Consider the following 24,360-nt stretch of genomic DNA (forward strand, 5'->3'; position numbering starts at 1 on the left):
CGGGCTCAAACCTGCCGTTCGACGACGAAGCGGACCGCTTCGCGCAGAACCAGCGCCTGCGGGCCGAAGCCGTCGAGGGCGCTGTCCGCCTGTTCGACGAGCTGCCGGCATTCGCGGCGGGCGCCGTCCATGCCGAGCAGGTCGACGAGGGTCGCCTTGCCCTTCTCCTGGTCCTTGCCCGTGCGCTTGCCGAGCGCCTCGGCGGAGGCCTCGCGGTCGAGGATGTCGTCGGCGACCTGGAAGGCGGCTCCCAGCGCGCGCCCGTAAGCCACGAGCCTTCGGCGCGCCGCGGCATCCGCCTGCCCCAGGATCGCGCCCGCCTCCACCGAGAAGGTGAGGATCGCCCCCGTCTTCATCATCTGCAGCAGGCGCACGTCGGCCTCGCCCATGTCGACGGACCCGTAGCGGCCCTCCGCGGACAGATCGAGCAGCTGCCCGCCCACCATGCCCCCGAGCCCCGAGGCGCGGGCAAGGCCGAGCACGAGGTCGGAGCGAATGGCAGGCTCCGACGCCGTGGCGGGATCCGCGAGAACCTCGAAGGCGAGGGTCTGAAGGGCGTCGCCCGCGAGAATGGCCGTGGCCTCGTCATAGGCCTTGTGCACGGTGGGCCGCCCCCGGCGCAGGTCGTCGTCGTCCATGGAGGGCAGATCGTCATGGACCAGGGAATAGCAGTGGAGAAGCTCGACCGCGCAGCCCGCCCGCAGCGCCCCCTGCCCTTCCGCTCCCAGGAGGCGGGCCGCCTCGAGCGTCAGGAACGGCCTCAGGCGCTTGCCGCCCCCGAGGACCGCATGACGCATCGCGGCCATGAGGCGGGGCGGCCGGGCAAGCTCGCCGGGAGCGGCTTTGTCTGTTAGCAAGGCTTCGAGACTTGCTTCGACAACCCTCGCGGCATCGGAGAGCCGCGTCGTGAAAGTGCTGGTGGATGGCGCCATGACGAGCCTGAATCCGGAAGGGGCTGCCGCTCCGTCCGAGGGAAATGCGGGTGAACGGTTGCGACCGAAATGGACGCTGCGGTCGGGACGGCCGCGGGAGCCGATGACGGTTGCCCGCTTTGTCCGCCGCCTCGTCCGGATCGGCCTCGGTCTCATCCTCTTATGGGTTGGGGCGGTCTTTTGGCTAGGCCTTTTGTACTGGGTCGTGCCGCCGGCCTCGACCCTGATGCTCGGCCGCTGGCTGACCCTGCAGCCGGTCGAGCGGGACTTCGTCGGGCTCGACGAGATCTCGCCCTCCCTTCCCCTGGCGGTCATGACCGCCGAGGACAGCCGCTTCTGCGAGCACAGCGGCGTCGATTGGGATGCCCTGTGGGACGTGGTGGAGGCCGCCGACGAGGATGGTCCGTCCCGGGGCGCCTCGACCATCCCCATGCAGGTCGCCAAGAACCTCTTCCTGTGGCCGAGCCGGTCCTATGTCCGCAAGGGTCTGGAGATCCCGGTCGCGCTCTATCTCGACCTGATCTGGTCGAAGCGGAAGATGATGGAGGTTTATCTCAACGTGGCCGAGTGGGGCGACGGCGTCTTCGGCGCCGAGGCGGCCGCCCGGACATACTTCCGCAAGCCGGCCAGGAACCTGACCCGCCAGGAGGCCGCCCTTCTGGCGCGGGCGCTGCCCAACCCCCTGGTCCGCAACCCGGCCCGCCCGCGGCCCGGCCATCGGGCCCTGGCGGGCCAGCTCCAGGCCCGCATGGAAAGGGCTGCTCCCTTCAGCGACTGCCTCAAGCCGCAAGGAACCGCCCTGCGGCAATGAAAAACCCTCGGATTGCTTTCAGGGGCTAGATATTTGCCCAAAGACCTTGTATGAGGCGCAACCTCATCAAGTTTGAGATGTGAGCGTTCCCCGGTTGAGCGGGCGCTCCGCTATATTAACCGGAGACGAGATATGGCCGTTCCAAAAAGAAAAACGTCGCCTTCGCGGCGCGGAATGCGTCGCTCCGCGGATGCCTTGAAGACCCCGACCTACATCGAGGACAAGGATTCCGGCGAGCTGCGCCGTCCTCACCATGTTGACCTGAAGACCGGCATGTACCGTGGCCGTCAGGTCCTGAAGGTGAAGACCGACGCGTAATCCAACGCGGCATGCGACAATCCGAACCGGCGCCTCGAGCGCCGGTTTTTTTATGCCCGTTATCCCCAAACGGACTGATTTTCCATCGCATTTTACCCTTCATTAAGCCTGAGGGACGATCCTGCATCCCTTGGTTTTCCGGGGTTTCGGCGAGGCTTTCGAGAGGTGCCCTCAGCCATCCCCGATCTGTGCGTAGAGTCGAGGGTGAGCGTGATGGCGACGAAGGGGCAGGGCCGGACGGGACTTTTCAGGGGCGTATCCCGGTCGCCGCGCCAAGCCTCACCGTCCGTCCGACCCCCGGTGAGCGGCATCGTGTATGCCTGGGACATGGTGTCCGACACCCTGACCTGGGGGCCCGGCGCCGCCGAGGCGCTGGGTCTGCCGTCCCGGGATCTGCCGAAGACCGGTCAGGCGTTCTCCTGGCTCGTCGAGCCCGGCTGCGGCCTCTCCCGTCAGGACGCCATCGGCATGACCGGGAGCCCGAGCCGTGCTTACGAGACGCGGTACGCCCTGCGCTTCGAGCCGGACCGGGTGGTGATGGTCGAGGATGCGGGCCGCTGGCAGCAGGATGTCCAGGGACGCCCGGCCTATGCCCGGGGCCAATTGCGGCTCGACCGGGCGCCGGGCGACCGGGATCTGGTGCCCGCCATGCTGCAGCAGCGCTCGGAGCTTTTGTGCGGCATCCAGAACGGCATCAACGAGGCGGTGCGGGTCTCCCAGACCTGCACCCTGATCGTCGGCGCGCTTGAGGGCGATGGCAGCGATTCCGCGGCGGAACTCGCCCGGATGGCGCGCCCGATAATGCGCCGCCACGATCTCTTCGCCGTTCTCGGACCCGACCGCTTCGCCCTGGCCCTGACCTCCTGCCCGGCCACGGAGGCTCCGAGCGCCATGCGGCGGCTCGCCGGGTTGATGCAGGATCATCCGGCCGCTCGCTCCCTGCGTCTTGGAGCCGCCTGCGCGCCGGATCATACCTTCAAGGCTCCGAAACTGCTGCGCTTCGCCGAGCAGGCGCTGGCATCCGGCCTCGAGCGCGGCGATTCCTGCACCCTCTACGACGCCCGGCCGAGCAAGGCCTCCCGGGCGGCCGAGCAGGCGCCGTTCGATTGGATCGCGGCCCTGAACGACCGCAGCCTGAGCCTCGCCTGCCAGCCGGTGGTGGAAACACAAAGCCGCGCCCCGGCCCTGATGCAGGCCGTCGCGTGCCTGACGCACCCCGAGGGCGATCCGATCCTGCTCGGCCCGGTGCCGAGGCTGAAGGAGGCGAACCTCGCCCTTCTGGTCGACGCCCGCATGCTGGAACTGGCCGCCGATCACCTCAACGATCACCCCGGCCTGCGGTTGGCGCTGCCGGTCTCGGCCAGAACGCTCCAGGATGCCGAATGGCTGGCCCTGCTGGCCGCTCACCTCGGCGCCCGCCCGGGCATCGAGTCCCGGCTCGTGATCGAGGTTCCCGAGGCGGCCCTGACCGAGTGCCGCAAGACCCTGGGCCGGCTCCATGCCATGAAGGCCCTCGGGGTCGGGCTGTCCCTCACCGGCTTCGGAGCCGGCTACGTGACGCCGGGCCAATTGCGGATGCTGCCTGTCGACCTCCTCAAGATCGACGGCGTCTTCATCCAGCCGCTCAAGCGCTCGACCGCCGACCGGCTCATGGTCAGGACCCTGATCGACCGGGCCCAGCACCTCGGCATCGCCACGGCGGCGGAATGGGTGGAGGACGAGGCGACGGCCCGCCTGCTGACGGCCTGGGGGGTGGATTATCTGCAGGGCGGATTGTTCGGCGCCCCGGAGGCGGTGCAGCAGCCTTCGGCGCTCCACCGGATGCTGAAGAAGGCGCGAGGCTGACGATCCGGGCGTCGCGAGAGGCTACTTGCTGGCCAGCTTGTCGAGCTTGGCCTGCATGTCGGCCATCTGCTGCTTCAGGCGGTCGAGGTCGTCCCCGCCCTCGCCTCTCGCGGAAGGCTTCGCCTCGGGAGCGCCGGAGGGCGCCTGCGACTGCGGGAAGGGCGAGAACATGCGCATGGCCTCGGTGAAGAAGCCCATGTTCTTGCGCACCTGCTCCTCCATGGCCTGGAAGGCCGAGGGGCCGAAGGCCTGCGCCATCTGCTCGCGGAGCTTCTGCTGCTCCTGGGACAGATTGTTCATGGAGAATTCGAGATAGCTCGGCACCAGGGCCTGCATGCTGTCGCCGTAGAAGCGGATCAGCTGGCGCAGCACCGTGACGGGCAGGAGGTTCGGCCCCTCCTTGTTCTCCTGCTCGAAGATGATCTGGGCGAGAACCGACCGGGTGATCTCCTCGCCGGACTTCGCGTCGTAGACCACGAAATCCTCGCCCTTGCGCACCATGCCCGCTAGGTCTTCCAGGGTCACGTAGGTCGAAGTACCCGTGTGATAGAGGCGGCGGTTGGCATATTTCTTGATGACCGTCGGTTGTTTGTCCGTCGCCATTGTGCCCGATACGCTCCCGGGAGATCCACCGTGCCCGGCATCCTTCATCCCGATCCGCGGGATGCCAGGCTTCCATGATTATAAGTCTTATCCCGAACGATCAAAGCGCCAAAAGTCTAAGGCCCACAGGGCTGGGTTGCATGATCCGATCCTTGACATCCCACCCCCTGGGGATTTGATCGGACCGGCACTACATTCATTCTGCGACCAGACAAACAGCATGAGGAGAGAGGAATGGCCCGAGACAGCATCGTCATCGTCGGCGCGGCGCGCACCCCCGTCGGCTCGTTCAACGGGGCCTTCGCCAACACCCCGGCCCATGAGCTCGGCGCCATCGCCATCAAGGCGGCCCTGGAGCGGGCCCAGGTCGACGGCGCGGAAGTGGACGAGGTGATCCTCGGCCAGATCCTCACCGCGGGCCAGGGCCAGAACCCGGCCCGACAGGCCGCCATGGCCGGCGGCGTGCCGCAGGAGAAGACCGCCTGGGCGCTGAACCAGCTCTGCGGCTCGGGCCTGCGCACGGTCGCCATCGGCATGCAGCAGATCGCCAACGGCGATGCCGGGATCATCGTGGCGGGCGGCCAGGAATCCATGTCGCTCGCGCCCCATGCCGCCCATATGCGCGCCGGCACCAAGATGGGCGATTTCAAGCTCGTCGACACCATGCTCAAGGACGGCCTGATGGATGCCTTCCACGGCTACCACATGGGCAACACCGCCGAGAACGTGGCCCAGCGCTGGCAGCTCACCCGCGAGGAGCAGGACCAGTTCGCCACGGCGTCCCAGAACAAGGCCGAGGCTGCCCAAAAGGAAGGCCGCTTCAAGGACGAGATCACGCCCGTGACGATTGCGAGCCGCAAGGGTGACATCGTGGTGGATCAGGACGAGTATATCCGCGCCGGCACCACCGTCGAAGCTCTCGCCAAGCTGCGCCCCGCCTTCTCCAAGGAAGGCACGGTCACGGCCGGCAACGCGTCGGGCATCAATGACGGCGCTGCCGCCGTCGTGCTCATGACGGAGGCGGAGGCCGAGAAGCGCGGCCTGACCCCGCTCGCCCGCATCGCCTCCTGGGCAACCGCCGGCGTCGACCCGGCCATCATGGGCACGGGCCCGATCCCGTCCTCCCGCAAGGCCCTGGAAAAGGCCGGCTGGAAAGTGTCCGACCTCGACCTCGTCGAGGCCAACGAGGCCTTCGCCGCCCAGGCGCTGGCGGTCAACAAGGACATGGGCTGGGATCCGTCCATCGTGAACGTGAACGGCGGCGCCATCGCGATCGGTCACCCCATCGGGGCCTCGGGCGCCCGGGTCCTGGTCACCCTCCTGCACGAGATGGGCCGGCGCAACGCCAAGAAGGGTCTCGCCACCCTGTGCATCGGCGGCGGCATGGGCGTCGCCATGTGCCTCGAGCGCTGAAGGTGCCTCGAGCGCTGACGGTCGCCTCGCGGGCCAAAAACGTCGCGAGGCTCGGTGAAATTCCGGAGCCTCGCCCTTCCCCGTTCCGTCAAATAGCCTAAGCTATGTTGTGAGGCGGTCCATTCCGACCGCCTCACGGCGAAGGGATCCTCGAGAGATCCGCACGAACGGTCTTGGGAAGGAAACAGCATGGCGCGTGTCGTTTTGGTCACCGGTGGCACCCGCGGCATCGGTGCCGCGATTTCAAAAGCCTTGAAGGACGCGGGCTACAAGGTTGCGGCCAATTACGGCGGCAATGACGAGGCCGCCAACCAGTTCAAGGGTGAAACCGGCATTCCGGTCTTCAAGTTCGACGTGTCCGATGCGGCCTCCTGCGAGAGCGGCATCCGGGCGGTCGAGGCCGAGCTCGGCCCGGTCGACATCCTGGTGAACAACGCGGGCATCACCCGCGACGGCATGTTCCACAAGATGACCTACGACCAGTGGTCGTCCGTCATCCGCACCAACCTCGATTCCATGTTCACCTGCACGCGCCCCGTGATCGAGGGCATGCGCGAACGCGGATTCGGGCGCATCATCATCATCTCGTCCATCAACGGCCAGAAGGGCCAGATGGGTCAGGCGAACTATTCCGCCGCGAAGGCGGGCGTGATCGGTTTCGCCAAGGCGCTCGCGCAGGAGAACGCCAACAAGGGCGTCACGGTCAACGTGATCGCGCCGGGCTATATCGCCACCGAGATGGTGAAGGCGGTCCCCGAAGAGGTGCTCAAGTCCAAGATCCTGCCGCTCATTCCGGTCGGACGCCTCGGCGAGGCGGAGGAGATCGCCCGCAGCGTGCTCTTCCTGGCCGCCGACGAGGCCGGCTTCGTCACCGGCTCGACCCTGTCCGTCAACGGCGGGCAGTACATGGCCTGATCCGCACGACATCGTCCCGGAGGCGGTCCGACGCCGCGCTCCGGGCCCGATGCGGCGCATCCCTTCTTGCAACACGGAGAACTTGAGGCATGAACCGCATCGACATGGCGGGCAAGACCGTCGTGATCACGGGGGGCGCCCGCGGCATCGGCTATGCGATCGGCGAGCGCCTGGTGCAATCGGGCGCCAGGGTCGCCATCTGGGATCTCCGTCTCGAGGAGACCGAGGCGAGCGCCGCAGCCCTGTCCAAGGATTGCATCGGCCTGAGCGTCGACGTGGCCGACAGCCTCTCGGTGGAACATGCCGCGCAGCAGACCCGCGGGGCCTTCGGGCGCATCGACGGCCTCGTGAACGGCGCCGGGATCACCGGGCCGGTCAAGCCGCTCGCCGATTATTCCGTCGAGGAGTGGCGCAGCGTGGTGGACGTCAACCTGACCGGCACCTTCAATTGCTGCCGGTCCATCGTGCCGATCATGCTGGAGAACGATTACGGCCGGATCGTCAACATCGCGTCGGTCGCCGGCAAGGAGGGCAATCCGAACCTTGCCGCCTACAGCGCCGCCAAGGCGGGCATCATCGGGCTCACCAAATCCCTTGGCAAGGAACTGGCCAAGACCGGCATCGCGGTCAACTGCATCACGCCCACCACGGCCAAGACGAAGATCCTCGAATCCCTGACGCCGGAATTCATCGAATACATGCGCGTGCGCATTCCCCGCGACCGCTTCGCCGAACTGCACGAGATCGCCGCCATGGTGGCCTGGATGCTCTCGGAGGAGAACTCCTTCACCACGGCGGCCACCTTCGATCTGAGCGGCGGGCGCACCACCTACTAGCGCACCGTGCGAAAAAGTGGGCCCGGTTTTTCCCGTCGAACGGTGCGCCAGCCAAGAGGGGAGCATCGGACAATCGGGATCACCGGGACGAGCCCGGTGATGACGTGGCGGGTGTCGTCACCCGCTCACACCACCCTCTCCACGTCATGGCCGGCCTTGTGCCGGCCATCCCGATCTCTTGGGGCGCGGCGCCTCTCAGAAGCGGGATCACCGGGACGAGCCCGGTGAGGACGGGGTGGTGGATCGACCGGGCGATCAAGACAGGGGTCCGGACGATGCGCCGCTCAAAGGCTTGAGCATCGGATTCGATCCCGAAAGTGGGTCCCCTTTTCACGTCCGAGGCTCTCGAATTTCCGGCAGGATCCGCCGCGGCGCTTCGCTTCCCGGCGGGAGTCGTGATAGGTGGCGGCCACCATGACAACTCGCACCGCCACCACCATCGGCCTTGCCGCCATCCTGCTCTGGTCCATGCTCGCCCTGTTCACGGCGGCGACGGGCACGATCCCTCCGTTCCAGCTCAACGCCATGACGTTCCTGGTCGGCGGGCTGGTCGGCGTGACGACCTGGATCGCCCGCCCTCAGGGTCTGAAGGCCCTGCGGCAGAAGCCGATCGTCTGGGCCCTGGGGATCGGCGGGCTCTTCGGCTATCACGCGCTCTACTTCGCGGCCCTGCGCTGGGCGCCGCCGGCCGAATCGGGCCTGATCAACTATCTCTGGCCCCTGCTGATCGTGCTGTTCTCCTCGCTGCTGCCGGGCGAGCATCTGCGGCGCGCGCATATCGTGGGAGCGCTGCTCGGCTTCGCGGGCGTCGTGGTGCTGATCGCCGGACGCGGCGCCTTCGACGCGCGCGCCGAATACATGCCGGGCTATCTCTGCGCCTTCGTCGCGGCCTTCGTCTGGGCCGGCTATTCGGTTCTCTCCCGCCGCTTCGGCCAGGTGCCGACCGATGCGGTGGCCGGGTTCTGCCTGATGACGTCGCTCCTGAGCCTCGTCTGCCATCTGGCCTTCGAGACCACCGTCTGGCCCGAGACGACGACGCAGTGGCTCGCCCTTCTGGCGCTCGGCCTCGGTCCGGTGGGCGCAGCCTTCTATGTGTGGGACATCGGCATGAAGCGCGGCGACATCCGCTTCCTCGGGGTGGCGTCCTATGCAACGCCGGTGCTGTCGACCCTGCTCCTGGTGGTCGCCGGCTACGCGGAACCGACCCTGACGCTGGCGCTCGCCTGCGGCCTCATCGTGGCCGGCGCGCTTGTGGCGACGCTCACGCCGAAGAAGAAGACCGCCCCGGCATGACCCGGTGCGTGTAGCGGTAGGCCGTCTCGAAGCCGAGGGTGCCGTAGAGCGCGCGGGCGATCTCGTTCTCCTCCCGCACCTGGAGATAGGCGGTGTGCGCCCCCTGCCCGCAGCCCCAGGCCATGAGGCTCGCGACCACGCGGCGGCCGAGGCCGATGCCGCGCAGGTCCGGCGCGACCACGATGTCGTAGAGGCCGACATAGCCGCGCTCCACCACGCCCAGGCCCCAGGCCACCGGCCTGTCGTCGAGGCTCAGCGTGGCGAAGGCCGTCTTCTGGCGGATCCGCGAGACGATCCTCATCAGGGTCTCGTCGTCGGCCTTGTCGCCGCCGTAGGACTCCGCCGCCGCCCGCACCCAGCGCTTGGAGGCGTGCGGGTCGAGATTGACCTCGGGGTCGATCTCGCAATCGCTGCTCGCGATCGGGGCCGTGAGCACATGGGTCGGCTCGACCTCCTTGAAGCCGCGCTGCTTCAGCAGCTCGTCGGCACCGCCCTCCTGCACCCCGTTGAGACGGAAGGTCGGGCGCACATTGGCCTCTACGAAGCGCGCGATCATGTAGTCGAGCAGCTCATCGTCGAGACCGATATCCGGGCGGAAGGGCGTCGCGGAATTGGCGCGTTTCGAATAGCCGTTGGCAAGGCGGAGAACCCAGCCGTCATAGAGCTGATAATCGAACGAGGGCCAGGCGTTCAGGAGACGGCTCTCGAGTCCGATGATGAGGCTGTGGTCGTTCATGAGGCTGTCCGCTCCCGCAAGGTCATGCCGCCCATCAGAACCGGTTCTTCCATTCGCGCAAGGCCTGAAACACCTCCACGGGGGCCGCTCCTTCCTTATGAACGGATTTCGCCAGGGCGGGCTCCCCGGCGCGCAGGAACGGGTTGGCGGCCTTTTCCTGTCCGATGGTCGTGGGCACGAGGAAGCGGCCCTCGGTCCTGGCTGTCTCGGCCTCCGCGGCCCGCGCCCGCAGCGCCTCGTTGTCCGGATCGGCCGCCAGCGCGAAGCGCGCATTGGACAGGGTGTAATCATGCCCGCAATAGACCCGGGCCTCGTCCGGCAGGGCGGCCAGCCGCTGGAGCGAGGCCCAGAATTCGGCGTAGGTTCCTTCGAACATCCGCCCGCAGCCGAGGGTGAAGAGGGTGTCGCCGGCGAACAGCGCCCGGTCCGCGGCGAACCAGTAGGACACGTGATCCAGGCAATGCCCGGGCGTCTCCCAGACATGCGCCTGAAGGCCGCCCACATGCACCGTGTCGCCCTCCCGGACATAGGCGTCGGCATGCGGCACCGCCTCGCGGGCTTTGACCGGAGCCACCACGCGGCATCCGGTGCGGCGCTTCAGGGGCTGGGCGGCCTGCACATGATCGCCGTGCCGGTGCGTGATGAGGATGTCGGTCAGCCGCCAGCCCGTCCGGGCGAGAGCCGCCAGGATCGCACCCTCGTCCGGCGCGTCGACCGCCGCGCAGGCGCCCGTATTGGGATCGTGGATCAGAACACCGATATTGTCCTGAAGGCAGAGAAAGGCGTGGATCTGGGCGGACATCGGGGCACCTTGTCTTGATGTGCTCTGAGCTATCATGGAACAGTCGGCGCGTGAAACCAGACCCGGAGCGCCGCAATGCGCAGGCCGGGCCGGAGCGAGAGGCACCCTGTTGAGGCCATGAGCATCGACATCACCGATCTGCGCGGCTTCTATGCCAGTCCCCTCGGGGCTGTGACGCGCCGCTTCGTCGGGCGTGCCATCGACCGATTCTGGGGGCCGCTGACGGGCCTGCGCGTGCTCGGCCTCGGCTATGCGCCACCCTATCTCTCGGCGGTCAAGGACGAGAGCGAGCGGACCCTCGCCTTCATGCCGGCGAACCAGGGCGTGGTGAACTGGCCCAGCACCGGCGCCTCGGCCTCGGCCCTCGTCGACCCGCTGATGATGCCCCTGCCCGATGCCTCCATCGACCGGGTTCTCGTGGTCCACGCCCTCGAGACCGTGGAGAGCCCGAGCGAGCTCCTGCACGAGATCTGGCGCATTCTCACCCCGGGCGGGCGGATCATCCTGGTGGCGCCCAACCGGCGCGGCCTGTGGGCGCGCATGGACACCACGCCGTTCGGCTATGGCCAGCCGTACAGCCGCTCGCAGCTCAAGAGCCTGATGCGCCAGACCTGGTTCTCGCCGGAAGGCTGGGCGGAAACCCTCTACGTGCCGCCCCTGCGCAACCGTCTCCTGCTCCAGAGCGCGCAGGCCTGGGAGCGGGTCGGGGCCGGGTTCTCGCTGCCTTTCGCGGGCCTCCACATCGTGGAGGCGACGAAGCAGCTCTACCGGCCGGGCGCCGTCCACGCGGTGCGCCGCTCCCGCCGCCTCGCGCCGGTCTTCGCTCCAGTGCCCGCGGCGCCGGCATCGCGAATGGCAGCCTCCTCCTTGATTTTGCCGGGTTTTGAGAGAGTAAGGCGGGGCTCAACTTGACTTGGCCCCTGCGAAACGCCAGTGTCCGGCCGCTTCGGCAGGGCTATCCGGTCTCGCCGGCCTTCATTTTTCCACCAGAGCATCGTGCGGAAAAGTGGATCCGGTTTTCTGCCTGAACGATGCTCTCATAAAGGAGGAAGCATCGGGTTCGTCCCACAAGTGCAAATCCACTTTTGGGCCCGATGCCGTAGAGTCTGATGCGCAGTTATCTCGATTTCGAAAAGCCTGTCGCCGAGCTGGAAGCCAAGGTCGAGGAGCTTCGGGCGCTCGGTGAGAACCGCGATGCCGTCTCCATCACCGACGACATCTCCCGCCTGGAGGTCAAGGCCGCCGACGCCCTGAAGGAGCTCTATGCCAAGCTTACGCCCTGGCAGAAGACCCTGGTCGCGCGCCATCCCCAGCGCCCGCACTTCGTCGATTACTGCGCCGGGCTCATCACCGAGTTCACCCCGCTCGCCGGCGACCGCAAGTTCGCCGAGGACGAGGCCATCGTGGGCGGTTTCGGCCGGTTCCGCGGCCAGCCGGTCTGCGTGATGGGCCAGGAGAAGGGCCACAACACCGAGACGCGCATCCGGCACAATTTCGGCATGGCCCGCCCCGAAGGCTACCGCAAGGCCGTGCGCCTGATGGAGATGGCCGACCGGTTCGGTCTGCCGGTCATTTCCTTCGTGGATACCGCGGGCGCCTATCCGGGCATCGAGGCGGAGGAGCGCGGGCAGGCCGAGGCCATCGCCCGCTCGACCGAGATGCAGCTTTCGCTCGGCGTGCCCAACGTATCGGTGGTCATCGGCGAAGGCGGCTCCGGCGGCGCGATCGCGATCGCCACGGCCAACAAGGTCCTCATGCTGGAACACGCCATCTACAGCGTGATCTCCCCGGAGGGCGCGGCCTCGATCCTCTGGCGCGACGCCACCCGCGCCCAGGACGCGGCCACGAACATGAAGATCACCGCCCAGGACCTCCTGCGCCTCGGCATCATCGACGGCATCGTGACGGAGCCCGTGGGCGGCGCCCACCGGGAGCCGGAGGCGGCTATCCAGGCCACCGGCAACGCCATCGAGGAAGCCCTGCACGATCTGGGCAACATGGGTCCGGCCGAGATCCGCGACCATCGCGCCGACAAGTTCCTCAACATCGGCCGCAAACTCTAGAGCATCGGACCCCAAAGCAGGTCCCCTTTTCACGGCCGATGCTTTAGGCATTTGTTTTAAAGCATCTTTTCACGCAAAACCGGTTCCCACTTTTGCGCCCGATGCTCGAGGATTCGCCCGACCGGCTCCAGGATTTGCTTGAAACCGGGCGGGTTTCGCCCGGTGCACGGGCCATGCCTCCCTCGGAAGAGATAGGCTCCCTCCCATGAGCATCACCCCGGCCCATCGCAGGCGGTTTTTTTACCTTCCGTTCAGCATAACTCGATTACGGCTCCGCTTGCAGTAAGGGCCAGTTAAGGCTAACGATTTAGGGGTTGAAGGGGAACTGACCGGCACAGAGGCCGGCAGATCAAGAATTGCGGGGTCCCCCATGATGAAGCGTTTCGCATTGGCCGCGAGCCTGGTGCTCGCGCTTGCTGCCTGCCAGGACGACCAGCTTTCCCGTAGCTCCACCCGACACCTCGTGCCGATTCCATCCGCCACGATGGCGCTGATGTCGACCAAGGGCATGTCCAAGGACGACCCCATCCTGGTCCGGGCCTATAAGAAGGAATCGGAGCTGGAGGTCTGGAAGCGCGGCTCCAACGGCAAATACGCCCTGCTCAAGACCTATCCGATCTGCCGCTGGTCGGGCCAGCTCGGCCCCAAGACCCGCGAAGGCGACCGTCAGGTGCCGGAGGGCTTCTACACGGTCACCCCGTCGCAGATGAACCCGAATTCGGCCTATTACCTGTCGTTCGACACCGGCTATCCCAACGCCTACGACCGGTCCTTCGGCCGGAACGGCGGCGACATCATGGTGCATGGTGCGTGCTCGTCGCGCGGCTGCTTCGCCATGACGGACCAGAACATCGCCGAGATTTACGCGATCGCCCGCGAGGCGCTCAGCGCCGGTCAGCGCGGCTTCCAGTTCCAGTCCTATCCGTTCCGGATGACTGCCGAGAATCTGGCCAAGCATCGCCTCGATCCGAACATCGGCTTCTGGAAGAACCTGAAGGAAGGCTCCGACACCTTCGATATCTCCAAGGATGAGCTGCGTGTGGCGGTCGCCAACCGGCGCTACGTCTTCAACGCGGATGAGAGCACCGTGGCGGCCGTGGCCCAGAAGCAGCGCCACGACGAGCAGGAGGTGGCCGATCTGATCGCCAAGGGCGAGAAGCCGATCAGGCTCGTCTACAACGACGGCGACACGCACGAATCCTTCCGCGAGGCCCTCGCCAATGCGACGGGCGTGTCCGACACCAAGCTCGGATTCGTGAGCCGCACGGAGGGGATTTCCTCCGGCCCGCGGCAGATCGCCCTCGACGACAGCGGCCGCGAGAAGATCGATGCGCCGTCGACCGCCCTCGCCTTCGCGTCCATGAAGGAGGTTCCCGCCTCGCAGCCGGAAACCCGTCAGGCCGTCACCCAGCAGACCGCTCCGGTGGCCGTGGCGGCGGCGGCCTCCTCGCAGGAGACGCCCTCCTCGCAGGAGACGCCCTTCTACAAGAAGATGCTCGGCGGCGTGGCCGGCCTGTTCGGCTCGTCGGCGTCGCAGCCCGTGGCCGAGACGGTGCAGGTTGCGCCTGCTTCCGTCAGGGCGGCTCCGGCCACGAAGGCCGTGCCCCAGAAGCGGGCTCAGGGTCCAGAAAAGGTCAATGTGGCCGTGGCCAACTGAGCCTCCCAGGGAGCAGAGACATCCCAAGGCCCGCCTCTCCGGCGGGCCTTTTTCGTTGAGTGACCGCCTGGGCGGGAAGCTTTTCCGCATCGTCCGGGCTTTCCGAGGAGAGGTCCTGCCATGCTCCCGAACCCGGTCGGCCTGCCTTGCCGAGCCTCATGCAGCGCCGAGTGATCGCCGTGAGTGATCGCCGTGACTGATCGCCCTGCCACGACGCCGCTCCCGGCCGGGTCCGTCATGGCCGAGCCAGCCACTCGGCGACTCTGCGGGCCTGACCCATATCTCCCTCCAGCATTTCGGATCGGCAGCCTGATGCGGATCCGGCCCCGCCGACCGAAAGGAGACATCCATGCATCGCCTCGCTCAAGGGCTTTCCCGTGGCGCTGTTCTCTCGCTCTGGATCGCAGCCGGCAGCGCGGGCGCCGCCCCGGCGGTCGTCGAACGCTACGCGGGCTCCTTCTGGGGCACGGGAACCATCCTGGAGGGGCCGGACGCGTCCTCCCATCAGGTCAGCTGCAGCTTCACGATCCAGCAGCAGGGCGCCTCGAGCCTGGCTCTCCAGGGCACGTGCCGGGCCTACCTGCTGATCGCGCGATCGGTCAGCGCCCGCCTGTCCTGGGATCCCCGGTCCGGCCAGGTCAACGGCACCTATACGGGGTCGCGGGTCGGGACCGCCCAACTCAAGGGCCGGCAGGTGGGAACGGATTTCGATCTGGCGATCGAATGGCCGAGACCCCTCTACGGCGACACGACGGCCCAGATGCGCGTCGCCAGCCTCGATCCGGATCGCTTCAGGATCGTCGTGACGGATCGCATCGGCGAGAACGGGCCCCTCCGGGCGACGACCGATCTCACCCTGGTGCGGCAATGACGGGCACCCGAGAGCCCGGCAAAAGGCCGGGCTCTCGGGTGGATTCCCGGGTTGTTCGCCGGGCAGGGCCGATCACCCGAACAGGGCGTCGATCGCATCCTGGGACGTGCGTGTCGGATCGCCGTCGAGGGCAGGCCCGTTCAGCAGAGCCTCGTCCCCTTCCCGCTCCGGCATCTTGAAGGCCTCCACGTCGTTGAAGCTCTCCAGGCCGCCCCAGATGTGCGCCATCTGGGTCACGCGCTCCTCGATGAACTTCATCGAGCCGACGACCTTGCTGATGCGCTGTCCGGTAATGTCCTGGAAGTTGCAGGCCTCGAAGATCGTGATGACCCTGTCGGAGATCCGTTGGGCCATGGCGGCGTCCTCGCCGGACAGGCGCGCGGAGAGCGTTCCGGTGATCTCGTCGATCTCCTCGGCGGCCGCCAGGATGCTGTTGGTGGCCGCTTCCGTGCCGGACACGACGGCTCCCAGTTCGTCGGTGACGCTGGTCACCTGACCGCCCGGGCTGCGGGAATGCAGGGTTGCGATTTCCCGCTTCGTGCGCTGGATCGATTCCGTGATGGCGTCGAGCTCCTCCTTGAGCCTGAGCGCCTCGCGCAGATCGGTCCGGATCTGGTCCAGGAGGGCCTTCGACGCGCCGCTGTTCGGCTCGAGTGCCGCATGAATGGCCGCCATGCCCCGCATGACTTCCGCATGCCGTCGGGCGGCGATGCTCTCGCGGGACTGAGCCAGGAGATCCAGACTCAATGGGTCGAAAGAGACGGGTGGCGGAAGACGCATGGCGGCTACTCGCCCAGCACGGCGGCGATCTTCGAGCGCAGGGTCTCCGCGTTGAAGGGCTTCACGATGTAGTTGTTGACGCCGGCCTGCTTGGCCGCCACGACGTTCTCGGTCTTGGCCTCGGCGGTGATCATGATGAACGGAAGCGCGTTCAGATCCGCGTCGGCGCGGACCTTCTGGAGCAGCTCGAAGCCGGTCATCGGCGCCATGTTCCAGTCGGAGATCACGAGCCCGTATTTCTTCTCCTTGAGCTTGCCCAGGGCCTCAGAGCCGTCCTTGGCTTCATCGACGTCGTTGAAGCCGATCTGCTTCAGGAGGTTGCGGATGATGCGCAGCATCGTCTGGTAATCGTCGACGATGAGCACCGGAAGAGACGTATTCAATGCCATGATGTTTCGGCCCGAAATGAGAAAGGGTTGCGAAGCAGGTCCTTTGACAGACCTTTCTTCAAAAATCGTTGTTGTGGTCCCTGCCTTATCGACCACGATGCTTGCCTCAAGCTGACGTCGCACTCCCGCATTCGGAACCGGTGTCCCGCGCAGCAAAAAGCCCGGCGCGGGGCCGGGCTTGCGTCTCGTCGCCTTCGGGGATGGGCCGCTCAATGCCGCAGGCCCGGAGCCTCCTGGCCGGTGCGCGCCACGTATTCGGTATAGCCGCCGCCGTACTGGTGGATGCCCTCGGGGGTCAGCTCGAGGACCCGGTTGGACAGGGCGGCCAGGAAGTGGCGATCGTGCGAGACGAACAGCATGGTGCCTTCGTATTTGGACAGGGCGTCGATCAGCATCTCCTTCGTGGCCATGTCGAGATGGTTGGTCGGCTCGTCGAGCACCAGGAAGTTCGGCGGGTCGTAGAGCATCTTGGCCATCACCAGCCTGGCCTTCTCCCCGCCGGAGAGCACGCGGCACTTCTTCTCCGCGTCGTCCCCGGAGAAGCCGAAGCAGCCGGCCAGCGTGCGCAGCGAGCCCTGCCCGGCCTGCGGGAACGAATCCTCCAGGAACTCGAACACGGTCCGGTCGCCCTCCAGCACCTCCATGGCGTGCTGGGCGAAATAGCCCATCTTCACGCTCGCCCCGATCGTGACGGTGCCGTCGTCGGGGGCGGCGGAGCCCGTCACCAGCTTCAGCAGGGTCGACTTGCCGGCGCCGTTGACGCCCATCACGCACCAGCGCTCCTTGCGGCGCACCGCGAAGTCCAGCCCCTCGTAGATGCTGCGGCTGCCATAGCGCTTGTGCACGCCCTTCAGGCTGACCACGTCGTCGCCCGAACGCGGCGCGGGCAGGAAATCGAACGCCACCGCCTGGCGACGCTTGGGCGGCTCCACCCGGTCGATCTTCTCCAGCTTCTTGACCCGGCTCTGCACCTGGGCGGCATGCGAGGCGCGCGCCTTGAAGCGCTCGATGAACTTGATCTCCTTGGCGAGCATGGCCTGCTGGCGCTCGAACTGGGCCTGCTGCTGCTTCTCGTTCATCGCGCGCTGCTGCTCGTAGAACTCGTAATCTCCGGAATAGGTGGTGAGCGAGCCGCCGTCGATTTCCATGATCTTGTTGACGATGCGGTTCATGAAGGCGCGGTCGTGCGAGGTCATGAGCAGGGCGCCCTCGTAGCCCTTCAGGAACTCCTCGAGCCAGATCAGGCTCTCGAGATCCAGGTGGTTGCTCGGCTCGTCGAGGAGCATGACGTCGGGACGCATCAGCAGAATGCGCCCGAGCGCGACGCGCATCTTCCAGCCGCCCGACAGGGCACCCACGTCGCCATCCATCATCTCCTGGCTGAAGCCCAGGCCGGCCAGGACCTCGCGCGCCCGGCCCTCGAGGGAGTAGCCGTCCAGCTCCTCGTAGCGCGCCTGCACCTCGCCGTAGCGCTCGATGATGGCCTCGAGCTCGTCCGCCTTGTCGGGATCCACCATGGCGGCTTCCAGCTCCCGCAATTCGGCCGCCACCGCGCTCACGGGGCCGGCACCTTCCATGACCTCGGCCACGGCGCTGCGGCCCGCCATCTCGCCGACATCCTGGCTGAAATACCCGATGGTGATGCCGCGATCGACCGAGACCTGGCCCTCGTCGGGCTGCTCCTCCTTGTTGATCATCCGGAAGAGCGTCGTCTTGCCCGCGCCGTTGGGTCCCACCAGGCCGACCTTTTCCCCCTTCTGAAGGGTTCCGGAGGCCTCGATGAAGAGGATCCTGTGGCTGTTCTGCTTGCTGACATTCTCGACGCGAATCATGGGTCTCTAAAAGCCTGAGGGGTTGCGGCGGCCTTATGGCACGGCTCGCGCCGGCCTGCGAGGGTTCGCGGTCGGGCAAAGTGTCAGGGGTTCGGGCCCCGGACATTCCCGCCGAAAGCGACCTCTAACCCTCATTTCCTATGGTCTGGTCCGGTGGAAAAGGACATCCTGCAACGGGGGAGAAAGGCTGACCGTCATGCGAAAGACCGTCATGGCCGCACTCTGCATGGTGATCCCGGGCGGGATCGGGGTGCTGGCCCAATCAGGCGATCCGATCACCCAGCGCCAGAACCTGATGAAGAACAACCAGGAACAGGTGCGCACCCTCACCGGCATGGCCCGAGGGCAGGCTCCGTTCAATGCCGCCGCCGCGCAGGCCGCCCTTCAGCGGATCGCCCAGAACGCGCAGCAGATTCCGGCCCTTTTCCCGCCAGGCTCCCATCAGGGCAAGACCGCGGCGCTTCCCGCCATCTGGGAACGAAAGGCGGATTTCGACGCCCATGCGGCCAAGCTGCAGCAGGATGCGACGGCCGTCCAGGCCTCTGTGACCGATCAGGCCAGCCTGCAGGCGGCGATCCAGCGGGTCGGCCAGAACTGCGGCGGCTGTCACGAGGCCTACCGGCGGAAGGAAAGCTGACGTAACATCGGACGATCCGAGGAGACCGAAGATCTTCCGAGGGAGATCGCGATGCGGTATCCCAAGGCTCCATGGCTTCTTCCCGCTCTCGCGGCGGGGCTTCTGACTCTCGCTCCGGCCTGGCAACGGCCGCCCGACGAGGTCGATCTCGCCCTCGTGCTGGCCGTCGACATCTCCACCTCCATGGATCCGGATGAGCAGGAGCTGCAGCGCCAGGGCTATGTGGAAGCCTTCCGCTCGCCGTCGGTGCATCAGGCCATCCGTGGGGGTGTGCTGGGACGCATCGCGGTCGCCTACGTGGAATGGGCCGGGGCCCATCCGCATGTCCAGCATGTGGTTGTCCCCTGGACCGTTCTGGACGACGCGAAGGACAGCCTCGCCTTCGCCGATCGGCTCGCCCGGGCGCCAATCCGCCGGGGAGCCGGGACGTCCATCGCGGAAGCCATCGACTTCAGCCTGAATCTCTTCTCCTCCGCATCCTTCCGGTCCGGGCGGCGCGTCATCGACATCTCGGGCGACGGCGCGAACAACCAGGGGCCCCTGGTCACCGAGGCGCGGGACAGGGCGGTGGCCCGGGGGGTGACGATCAACGGCCTTCCCATCCTGCTCAGGCGCCCCGACCGTCGGGAGGACGTGACCCTGGACGCCTATTACCGCGACTGCGTGGTCGGCGGCCCGAATGCGTTCATGATTCCGATCCGGGAGCGCAGGCAGTTCCTGACCGAGACTCGAACCAAGATCGTCACCGAGATCGCCGCCCCGTCCGACGCCGCCCCATCGCTCGAGCCCGCGGGCATTGTGCCGAAAGCCGACTGCGATACCAGCGAAAGCCTGTGGGACGATGTCCCTGAACCGCACGCGCCGACGGCGGCGACGGGTCAGGAACTGTAGAGAGGTGCCGCGGGCCGGCCTCTGACCTGTCGTAGGGCCCGCCCCGAGGGTCCACAGCGAAGGGTGCTCCGAGGATCATTCGGCCATCATCTCGCCGGATCCCCCCGCCTCGGCCGGAAAATCCTTCAGCTTCGGCAAGCCGTCCCGCATGGGCAGCACCGTCTCCGCATAGTTGAAGTGGACGGCCGGAATGAAATTGAGGGTGGGAATGGTCGCGGCGAACACGTCGACGAGGCCGAGCGTCGGATGGTTGTTCATCAGGTGCCCGCCGCATTTGGAGCAGTACTGCCGCTGGCTGAACTTGGTCTTCTGGAAGGTCGCGAGATGCTCGGCGCCGGACGTGACCCGCACGGCCTCGGGCTTCCACAGGCTGAACGCGTTCACCGGCCCCCCGGACCAGGAACGGCAGGACTGGCAATGACAATAGCCCATGGCCTCCGGGGATCCGCTGACCTCCACTTGGACAGCGCCGCAGAAACAGCTTCCGATGTGAGACATGGCCCTCTCCTTTCCTTCTCTCTGGGGCCGTCCTGCCGCTTCAATCCGGCCGGACGCCGCCCAGAGCTGCGAAACCTTGGCTGACCGTATCTTACCCCTTCCGGCTTCGGAGATCCCCTGGCGCAACGGAGGTATCGGGGCGGCGCTCCGGCCTCCGGCGCAGCAAAAAGCCCGGCACGATGGCCGGGCTTTCGATGCTCGAGAGTCCAGGGTCTCAGGCCACGAACTGGCCATGGCAATGCTTGAACTTCTTGCCCGAACCGCAGGGGCAGGGCTCGTTCCGGCTCACCCGACCCCAGGTGGAGGGATCGTTGGGATCGCGGGACGGAGCCGGATCCGTTCCGGCGGCCGTGGCCGCGAAGCCGAGTGCCGGGGCGGCGGCAAGCCCGTTGCCCTGGGCGAGATCGAACTCGTTCTCGCCGGTGGCCGGATCGAGATGCTGGGCGAACATGGGCGGCAGGCTCTGCGGCTCCGGCTGCTGGAACACCACCTGGATGCGCATGAGCTGGCCCGTCACCTGCTCGCGCAGGTGGCCGATCAGGGAGTTGAACAGCTCGAAGGCCTCGGACTTGTATTCGTTCAGCGGATCGCGCTGGGCCAGGCCACGCCAGCCGATGACCTGACGCAGGTGGTCGAGGGTCACCAGGTGCTCGCGCCAGAGGTGGTCCAGGCTCTGGAGAAGGACCTGCTTCTCCACGTAGTTCATGACCTCGGACGTATTCGCCTCGATGCGCTGGGCATAGGCCTCGTCGGCCGCCTTGGTGATGCGCTCGCGGATTTCGTCGTCGGCGATGCCCTCCTCCTTCGCCCATTCCTCGACCGGCAGATCGAGATTGAGGAAGTTGGCCACGTTCTGCTTCAGGCCCTCGACGTCCCATTGCTCCGCATAGGCGTTTTCCGGGATGGCCCGGGAGACGATGTCCTCGATGACCCCGTGGCGCATGTCGTCGATGGTCTCGCGCACGCTCTCTTCCGCCATGAACTCCTTGCGCTGCTCGAAGACGACCTTGCGCTGGTCGTTCATGACGTTGTCGTATTTCAGGATGTTCTTGCGGATGTCGAAGTTGCGGGCCTCGACCTTCGCCTGGGCGCGCTCGATCGCCTTGTTGATCCACGGGTGGATGATGGCCTCGCCTTCCTTCAGGCCGAGCTTCTGCAGCATGCCGTCCATGCGGTCGGAGCCGAAGATGCGCATCAGGTCGTCCTGGAGCGACAGGTAGAACTTGGAGCGGCCCGGATCGCCCTGACGGCCGGACCGGCCGCGCAGCTGGTTGTCGATGCGGCGGGATTCGTGGCGCTCGGTGCCGAGCACGTAGAGGCCACCGGCCGCGAGAGCCTTCTCCTTGAAGGCCGCCACCTCGTCCAGGATCTCCTTCTCGCGACGGGCCCGCTCCTCGCCCTCGACGCCGGCAAGCTCGCGCTCGATCCGCATCTTGGCGTTACCGCCGAGCTGGATGTCGGTGCCGCGGCCGGCCATGTTGGTGGCGATCGTGATCGCGCCCGGCACGCCGGCCTGGGCGACGATGAAGGCTTCCTGCTCGTGGAAGCGGGCGTTCAGCACGGCGAAATGCTTGGTGCCGCGGCCGGCTCGCGCATCGCGATAGAGCGGTTCGAGGGCCTGCGGGTTCTCGAAGTCGATGAGGGTATAGCCGTCCTTGATCAGCATCTCGGCCAGATGCTCGGACTTTTCGATCGACGTGGTGCCGACCAGGATCGGCTGGCCTTTGGCGGAGGATTCCTCGATGTCGCGGATGACCGCCTGGTAGCGCTCCTCCATGGTCCGGTAGACCTCGTCGTCGTCGTCCAGGCGGGAGACCGGACGGTTGGTCGGGATCTCGACCACCTCGAGGTTGTAGATCTCCAGGAACTCGTCGGCTTCCGTTGCGGCCGTGCCGGTCATGCCGCCGAGCTTGTCGTAGAGGCGGAAGTAGTTCTGGAACGTGATGGAGGCCAGGGTCTGGTTCTCGGGCTGGACCTGGACGTGTTCCTTGGCCTCGAGCGCCTGGTGGAGGCCTTCCGAGTAGCGGCGGCCCGGCATCATGCGGCCGGTGAACTCGTCGATGATCACCACCTCGCCGTTGCGGACGATGTAGTCCTTGTCGCGCTGGAACAGGGTGTGGGCGCGCAGCGCCTGGTTCATGTGGTGGACCAGGGTGGCGTTCTGGGCGTCGTAGAGGTCGCCCTCCTTGAGCAGGCCCTCGGCGCGCAGGAGCTCCTCGATCTTCTCGGTGCCGGCCTCGGTCAGGGCCACGGAGCGCTGCTTCTCGTCGAGCTCGTATTCGCTCTTGGCGAGGCGCGGGATGACCTTGTCGATGGCGTTGTAGAGATCGGAGCGGTCGTCGAGCGGCCCGGAGATGATGAGCGGGGTGCGGGCCTCGTCGATGAGGATCGAGTCGACCTCGTCCACGATGGCGAAGTTGTGGCCCCGCTGGACCATCTGCGCCATCTCGTACTTCATGTTGTCGCGCAGATAGTCGAAGCCGTATTCGTTGTTGGTCCCGTAGGTGATGTCGGCTGCATAGGCCTCCGCGCGCTCCGCATCGTCGAGCCCGTGGACGATCACGCCGACGGAGAGCCCCAGGAAGCGGTAGATCTGGCCCATCCACTCGGAGTCGCGCCGGGCGAGGTAGTCGTTGACCGTCACCACGTGGACGCCCTTGCCGGCGAGCGCGTTGAGGTAGACCGGCAGGGTCGCCACCAGGGTCTTGCCCTCGCCGGTGCGCATCTCGGCGATCGAGCCCTCGTGGAGCACCATGCCGCCGATGAGCTGAACGTCGAAGTGGCGCTGGCCCAGGGTGCGCTTGGCCGCCTCGCGGACGGTCGCGAAGGCCGGGACCAGGATGTCGTCCAGGGTCTTGCCGGCGGCGAGCTGGGCCTTGAAGTCCTCGGTGCGGGCACGGAGCTGCTCGTCGGACAGGGCCTCCAGCTCGGCCTCCATCGCGTTGATGGCCGCTACCTTCGGCCGGTAGGACTTCAGACGGCGATCATTGACCGAGCCGAAGATTTTCTTCGCGAGAGAACCGAACATCGAGAGCCTTCGAAATTCCAGAATGCAGGAGAAAGGGGCGTTTGCGCCGCCTTATAGACCTAATTACGCCGGAGCGCATCTTAAAGACTGCGCCTTTAGTGGCGCAGCCCCAAGGCATCCCCGAACCGGCCCGGCGGACCTGTTCAAGACCCCGCGAGCGGCGATGCAGTGACATAAATATGCCATCTCTTGCAAACGTAAACACATTCAGCCATCTGATCGTCGCTGTCCGTGGGCGATCACGCTCACCAGAGGAAACCATATGTCTCGCTCACTCAACGTTCGGAAGAGCCTCCTGACCCTCGGGGTCGCCCTGCCGTTCCTGGCCGGGGCCGCCCTCGCCCAGACCCCTCCCGCGCCCGCCACCTCCCCGGCCGCCGTGCCGGCCGTGGAGGCGTCCAAGGTCATCGCCCGCGTCAACGGCGTGGACATCACGGAAGGGGATCTCGCCCTGGCGGCCGAGGATCCGGCCCTGCAGATGCCGAACGTTCCGGAAGCCCAGAAGCGCGATCTCCTGACCGGCTACATGATCGACCTGAAGCTCGGCGCCAAGGCGGCCGAGGCCGCCAAGGTCGGCGGCGGCACCGAATTCGCCCGCAAGCTCGCCTATAACCGCGACAAGACCCTGCTCGACGAGTATCTCGACCAGGAGGCCAAGAAGGCCGTCACTCCGGAAGCCGCCCGCAAGCTCTACGACGAGACGGTCAAGAGCGTCCCGGCCGAGCAGGAGGTCCGGGCCCGCCACATCCTGGTCGAGAACGAGGACGAGGCCAAGAAGATCGCGGTCCGCGTGAAGGGCGGCGAGGATTTCGCCAAGGTGGCCGGCGAAGTCTCGAAGGATCCCGGCTCCAAGACCGATGGCGGCGATCTCGGCTTCTTTACCAAGGACCGCATGGTCGAGCCCTTCGCCGAGGCCGCCTTCAAGCTCGAGCCCGGCCAGATCTCCGATCCGGTGAAGAGCCAGTTCGGCTGGCACGTGATCAAGGTCGAGGAGAAGCGCACCAAGCCGGCGCCGACCTTCGAGGAGACCAAGGATCAGGTCGAGACCTACCTGGCCCGCAAGGCGCAGCAGGACCTGATCATGGGCCTGCGCAAGAACGCCAAGATCGAGCGCCTGGACGACAAGGGCAACCTCGTCGAGCAGAAGCAGCAGTAAGCTCGGCTTCTCCCGTTCAAAAGGGCGGCCTTCAGGGCCGCCCTTTTCATGTCG

Annotated in this window: 23 protein-coding genes; 14 read left to right on the forward strand and 9 right to left on the reverse strand. The window is 66.6% G+C overall.

The genetic code is table 11. The features are described from left to right. Positions 1–5: 5 nt before the first annotated feature. Positions 6–932: a polyprenyl synthetase family protein gene (locus tag OCW50_RS21095; RefSeq protein WP_262298842.1), complete on the reverse strand. Its 927-nt coding sequence runs from the start codon at positions 930–932 to the stop codon at positions 6–8. Between OCW50_RS21095 and mtgA the strand changes: the two genes are divergently transcribed. From mtgA to OCW50_RS21110, 3 genes are all read left to right on the forward strand, one after another. Then, complete coding sequence (gene mtgA, locus OCW50_RS21100) at positions 931–1,743, forward strand: monofunctional biosynthetic peptidoglycan transglycosylase (protein ID WP_373371484.1); 813 nt, start codon at positions 931–933, stop codon at positions 1,741–1,743. The genes OCW50_RS21095 and mtgA overlap by 2 nt on opposite strands. 132 nt (positions 1,744–1,875) lie before the next feature. Then, a complete protein-coding gene (rpmF, locus tag OCW50_RS21105; RefSeq protein WP_262298843.1) occupies positions 1,876–2,061 on the forward strand; it encodes a 50S ribosomal protein L32 in 186 nt (61 codons plus the stop codon). A 213-nt stretch (positions 2,062–2,274) separates the two neighbouring features. Further along, positions 2,275–3,906 (forward strand): EAL domain-containing protein, encoded by a 1,632-nt coding sequence (locus tag OCW50_RS21110; protein WP_262298844.1) that lies wholly within the window; start codon positions 2,275–2,277, stop codon positions 3,904–3,906. Positions 3,907–3,927: 21 nt separating this feature from the next. On the opposite strand, the gene phaR is transcribed toward OCW50_RS21110, so the two are convergent. After that, positions 3,928–4,509: a polyhydroxyalkanoate synthesis repressor PhaR gene (phaR, locus tag OCW50_RS21115; protein ID WP_262273121.1), complete on the reverse strand. Its 582-nt coding sequence runs from the start codon at positions 4,507–4,509 to the stop codon at positions 3,928–3,930. Positions 4,510–4,743: 234 nt separating this feature from the next. On the opposite strand from phaR, the gene OCW50_RS21120 reads away from it, so the two are divergent. From OCW50_RS21120 to yddG, 4 genes are all read left to right on the forward strand, one after another. Further along, positions 4,744–5,922, forward strand: a complete 1,179-nt coding sequence (locus OCW50_RS21120; RefSeq protein WP_262298845.1) for an acetyl-CoA C-acetyltransferase — start codon at positions 4,744–4,746, stop codon at positions 5,920–5,922. Between the two features lie 189 nt (positions 5,923–6,111). Further along, the gene (gene phbB, locus OCW50_RS21125) at positions 6,112–6,837 is read left to right on the forward strand and encodes an acetoacetyl-CoA reductase (RefSeq protein WP_262298846.1); all 726 of its coding nucleotides are present in this window, start codon (positions 6,112–6,114) and stop codon (positions 6,835–6,837) included. A gap of 89 nt (positions 6,838–6,926) precedes the next feature. Next, positions 6,927–7,673, forward strand: coding sequence for an SDR family NAD(P)-dependent oxidoreductase (locus OCW50_RS21130; protein WP_262272022.1), 747 nt, complete (start codon positions 6,927–6,929; stop codon positions 7,671–7,673). A gap of 414 nt (positions 7,674–8,087) precedes the next feature. Continuing rightward, complete coding sequence (gene yddG / locus OCW50_RS21135; RefSeq protein WP_262272021.1) at positions 8,088–8,966, forward strand: aromatic amino acid exporter YddG; 879 nt, start codon at positions 8,088–8,090, stop codon at positions 8,964–8,966. Here yddG and OCW50_RS21140 read toward each other — a convergent pair. Together OCW50_RS21140 and gloB are read right to left on the reverse strand one after the other, a co-directional pair. Continuing rightward, complete coding sequence (locus tag OCW50_RS21140; protein ID WP_262272020.1) at positions 8,935–9,702, reverse strand: GNAT family N-acetyltransferase; 768 nt, start codon at positions 9,700–9,702, stop codon at positions 8,935–8,937. The genes yddG and OCW50_RS21140 overlap by 32 nt on opposite strands. Before the next feature lie 34 nt (positions 9,703–9,736). After that, on the reverse strand, positions 9,737–10,504 hold the full coding sequence (gloB, locus tag OCW50_RS21145) for a hydroxyacylglutathione hydrolase (RefSeq protein WP_262272019.1): 768 nt from the start codon (positions 10,502–10,504) through the stop codon (positions 9,737–9,739). Positions 10,505–10,621: 117 nt separating this feature from the next. Between gloB and OCW50_RS21150 the strand changes: the two genes are divergently transcribed. The 4 genes from OCW50_RS21150 (at position 10,622) to OCW50_RS21165 (ending at position 15,095) form a co-directional block, all read left to right on the forward strand. After that, the gene (locus OCW50_RS21150; RefSeq protein WP_262272018.1) at positions 10,622–11,416 is read left to right on the forward strand and encodes a class I SAM-dependent methyltransferase; all 795 of its coding nucleotides are present in this window, start codon (positions 10,622–10,624) and stop codon (positions 11,414–11,416) included. Between the two features lie 197 nt (positions 11,417–11,613). Next, entirely contained in the window at positions 11,614–12,567 is a 954-nt protein-coding gene (locus OCW50_RS21155) for an acetyl-CoA carboxylase carboxyltransferase subunit alpha (protein WP_262272017.1), read from the forward strand. Between the two features lie 370 nt (positions 12,568–12,937). Beyond that, a complete protein-coding gene (locus OCW50_RS21160) occupies positions 12,938–14,224 on the forward strand; it encodes a L,D-transpeptidase family protein (protein ID WP_262272016.1) in 1,287 nt (428 codons plus the stop codon). A 349-nt stretch (positions 14,225–14,573) separates the two neighbouring features. After that, positions 14,574–15,095 carry a hypothetical protein gene (locus OCW50_RS21165; protein ID WP_262272015.1) on the forward strand — a complete coding sequence of 174 codons (522 nt, stop codon included), beginning with the start codon at positions 14,574–14,576 and terminating at the stop codon, positions 15,093–15,095. A 72-nt stretch (positions 15,096–15,167) separates the two neighbouring features. On the opposite strand, the gene OCW50_RS21170 is transcribed toward OCW50_RS21165, so the two are convergent. The 3 genes from OCW50_RS21170 to OCW50_RS21180 all read right to left on the reverse strand — a co-directional run bounded on the left by OCW50_RS21170 (position 15,168) and on the right by OCW50_RS21180 (position 18,096). After that, positions 15,168–15,875, reverse strand: a complete 708-nt coding sequence (locus OCW50_RS21170; RefSeq protein ID WP_262298847.1) for a protein phosphatase CheZ — start codon at positions 15,873–15,875, stop codon at positions 15,168–15,170. A gap of 5 nt (positions 15,876–15,880) precedes the next feature. After that, positions 15,881–16,264 (reverse strand): response regulator, encoded by a 384-nt coding sequence (locus tag OCW50_RS21175; protein WP_173949939.1) that lies wholly within the window; start codon positions 16,262–16,264, stop codon positions 15,881–15,883. A 209-nt stretch (positions 16,265–16,473) separates the two neighbouring features. Beyond that, entirely contained in the window at positions 16,474–18,096 is a 1,623-nt protein-coding gene (locus OCW50_RS21180) for an ABC-F family ATP-binding cassette domain-containing protein (RefSeq protein ID WP_262272013.1), read from the reverse strand. A gap of 196 nt (positions 18,097–18,292) precedes the next feature. Here OCW50_RS21180 and OCW50_RS21185 point away from each other — a divergent pair, with 196 nt between their 5' ends. Together OCW50_RS21185 and OCW50_RS21190 are read left to right on the forward strand one after the other, a co-directional pair. Next, positions 18,293–18,733, forward strand: coding sequence for a c-type cytochrome (locus OCW50_RS21185; RefSeq protein WP_262298848.1), 441 nt, complete (start codon positions 18,293–18,295; stop codon positions 18,731–18,733). 51 nt (positions 18,734–18,784) lie between these two features. Next, positions 18,785–19,624, forward strand: coding sequence for a DUF1194 domain-containing protein (locus OCW50_RS21190; protein ID WP_262298849.1), 840 nt, complete (start codon positions 18,785–18,787; stop codon positions 19,622–19,624). 75 nt (positions 19,625–19,699) lie between these two features. Here OCW50_RS21190 and OCW50_RS21195 read toward each other — a convergent pair whose 3' ends face one another. Together OCW50_RS21195 and secA are read right to left on the reverse strand one after the other, a co-directional pair. Beyond that, positions 19,700–20,122 (reverse strand): GFA family protein, encoded by a 423-nt coding sequence (locus OCW50_RS21195; protein ID WP_262272010.1) that lies wholly within the window; start codon positions 20,120–20,122, stop codon positions 19,700–19,702. A gap of 214 nt (positions 20,123–20,336) precedes the next feature. Next, positions 20,337–23,150, reverse strand: a complete 2,814-nt coding sequence (secA, locus tag OCW50_RS21200; RefSeq protein ID WP_262272009.1) for a preprotein translocase subunit SecA — start codon at positions 23,148–23,150, stop codon at positions 20,337–20,339. Between the two features lie 262 nt (positions 23,151–23,412). Here secA and OCW50_RS21205 point away from each other — a divergent pair, with 262 nt between their 5' ends. After that, entirely contained in the window at positions 23,413–24,306 is an 894-nt protein-coding gene (locus tag OCW50_RS21205; RefSeq protein ID WP_262272008.1) for a peptidylprolyl isomerase, read from the forward strand. The last annotated feature ends 54 nt before the right edge of the window (positions 24,307–24,360 follow it).

This window comes from Microvirga sesbaniae (genome assembly GCF_025460805.1).
In the GTDB taxonomy this organism is placed as follows: domain Bacteria; phylum Pseudomonadota; class Alphaproteobacteria; order Rhizobiales; family Beijerinckiaceae; genus Microvirga; species Microvirga sesbaniae.

Excerpts from the sequence above, each read along its gene's own strand:
- OCW50_RS21195 (WP_262272010.1), bottom strand. The coding sequence starts at position 20,122 with ATGTCTCACATCGGAAGCTGTTTCTGCGGCGCTGTCCAAGTGGAGGTC.
- OCW50_RS21185 (WP_262298848.1), top strand. The coding sequence starts at position 18,293 with ATGCGAAAGACCGTCATGGCCGCACTCTGCATGGTGATCCCGGGCGGG.
- yddG (WP_262272021.1), top strand. The coding sequence starts at position 8,088 with ATGACAACTCGCACCGCCACCACCATCGGCCTTGCCGCCATCCTGCTC.
- OCW50_RS21175 (WP_173949939.1), bottom strand. The coding sequence starts at position 16,264 with ATGGCATTGAATACGTCTCTTCCGGTGCTCATCGTCGACGATTACCAG.
- OCW50_RS21170 (WP_262298847.1), bottom strand. The coding sequence starts at position 15,875 with ATGCGTCTTCCGCCACCCGTCTCTTTCGACCCATTGAGTCTGGATCTC.
- OCW50_RS21160 (WP_262272016.1), top strand. The coding sequence starts at position 12,938 with ATGATGAAGCGTTTCGCATTGGCCGCGAGCCTGGTGCTCGCGCTTGCT.
- phbB (WP_262298846.1), top strand. The coding sequence starts at position 6,112 with ATGGCGCGTGTCGTTTTGGTCACCGGTGGCACCCGCGGCATCGGTGCC.
- OCW50_RS21110 (WP_262298844.1), top strand. The coding sequence starts at position 2,275 with ATGGCGACGAAGGGGCAGGGCCGGACGGGACTTTTCAGGGGCGTATCC.
- OCW50_RS21180 (WP_262272013.1), bottom strand. The coding sequence starts at position 18,096 with ATGATTCGCGTCGAGAATGTCAGCAAGCAGAACAGCCACAGGATCCTC.
- OCW50_RS21155 (WP_262272017.1), top strand. The coding sequence starts at position 11,614 with ATGCGCAGTTATCTCGATTTCGAAAAGCCTGTCGCCGAGCTGGAAGCC.
- phaR (WP_262273121.1), bottom strand. The coding sequence starts at position 4,509 with ATGGCGACGGACAAACAACCGACGGTCATCAAGAAATATGCCAACCGC.
- OCW50_RS21130 (WP_262272022.1), top strand. The coding sequence starts at position 6,927 with ATGAACCGCATCGACATGGCGGGCAAGACCGTCGTGATCACGGGGGGC.
- OCW50_RS21095 (WP_262298842.1), bottom strand. The coding sequence starts at position 932 with ATGGCGCCATCCACCAGCACTTTCACGACGCGGCTCTCCGATGCCGCG.
- rpmF (WP_262298843.1), top strand. The coding sequence starts at position 1,876 with ATGGCCGTTCCAAAAAGAAAAACGTCGCCTTCGCGGCGCGGAATGCGT.
- OCW50_RS21140 (WP_262272020.1), bottom strand. The coding sequence starts at position 9,702 with ATGAACGACCACAGCCTCATCATCGGACTCGAGAGCCGTCTCCTGAAC.
- OCW50_RS21150 (WP_262272018.1), top strand. The coding sequence starts at position 10,622 with ATGAGCATCGACATCACCGATCTGCGCGGCTTCTATGCCAGTCCCCTC.
- OCW50_RS21120 (WP_262298845.1), top strand. The coding sequence starts at position 4,744 with ATGGCCCGAGACAGCATCGTCATCGTCGGCGCGGCGCGCACCCCCGTC.
- OCW50_RS21205 (WP_262272008.1), top strand. The coding sequence starts at position 23,413 with ATGTCTCGCTCACTCAACGTTCGGAAGAGCCTCCTGACCCTCGGGGTC.
- gloB (WP_262272019.1), bottom strand. The coding sequence starts at position 10,504 with ATGTCCGCCCAGATCCACGCCTTTCTCTGCCTTCAGGACAATATCGGT.
- secA (WP_262272009.1), bottom strand. The coding sequence starts at position 23,150 with ATGTTCGGTTCTCTCGCGAAGAAAATCTTCGGCTCGGTCAATGATCGC.
- OCW50_RS21190 (WP_262298849.1), top strand. The coding sequence starts at position 18,785 with ATGCGGTATCCCAAGGCTCCATGGCTTCTTCCCGCTCTCGCGGCGGGG.
- mtgA (WP_373371484.1), top strand. The coding sequence starts at position 931 with ATGACGAGCCTGAATCCGGAAGGGGCTGCCGCTCCGTCCGAGGGAAAT.
- OCW50_RS21165 (WP_262272015.1), top strand. The coding sequence starts at position 14,574 with ATGCATCGCCTCGCTCAAGGGCTTTCCCGTGGCGCTGTTCTCTCGCTC.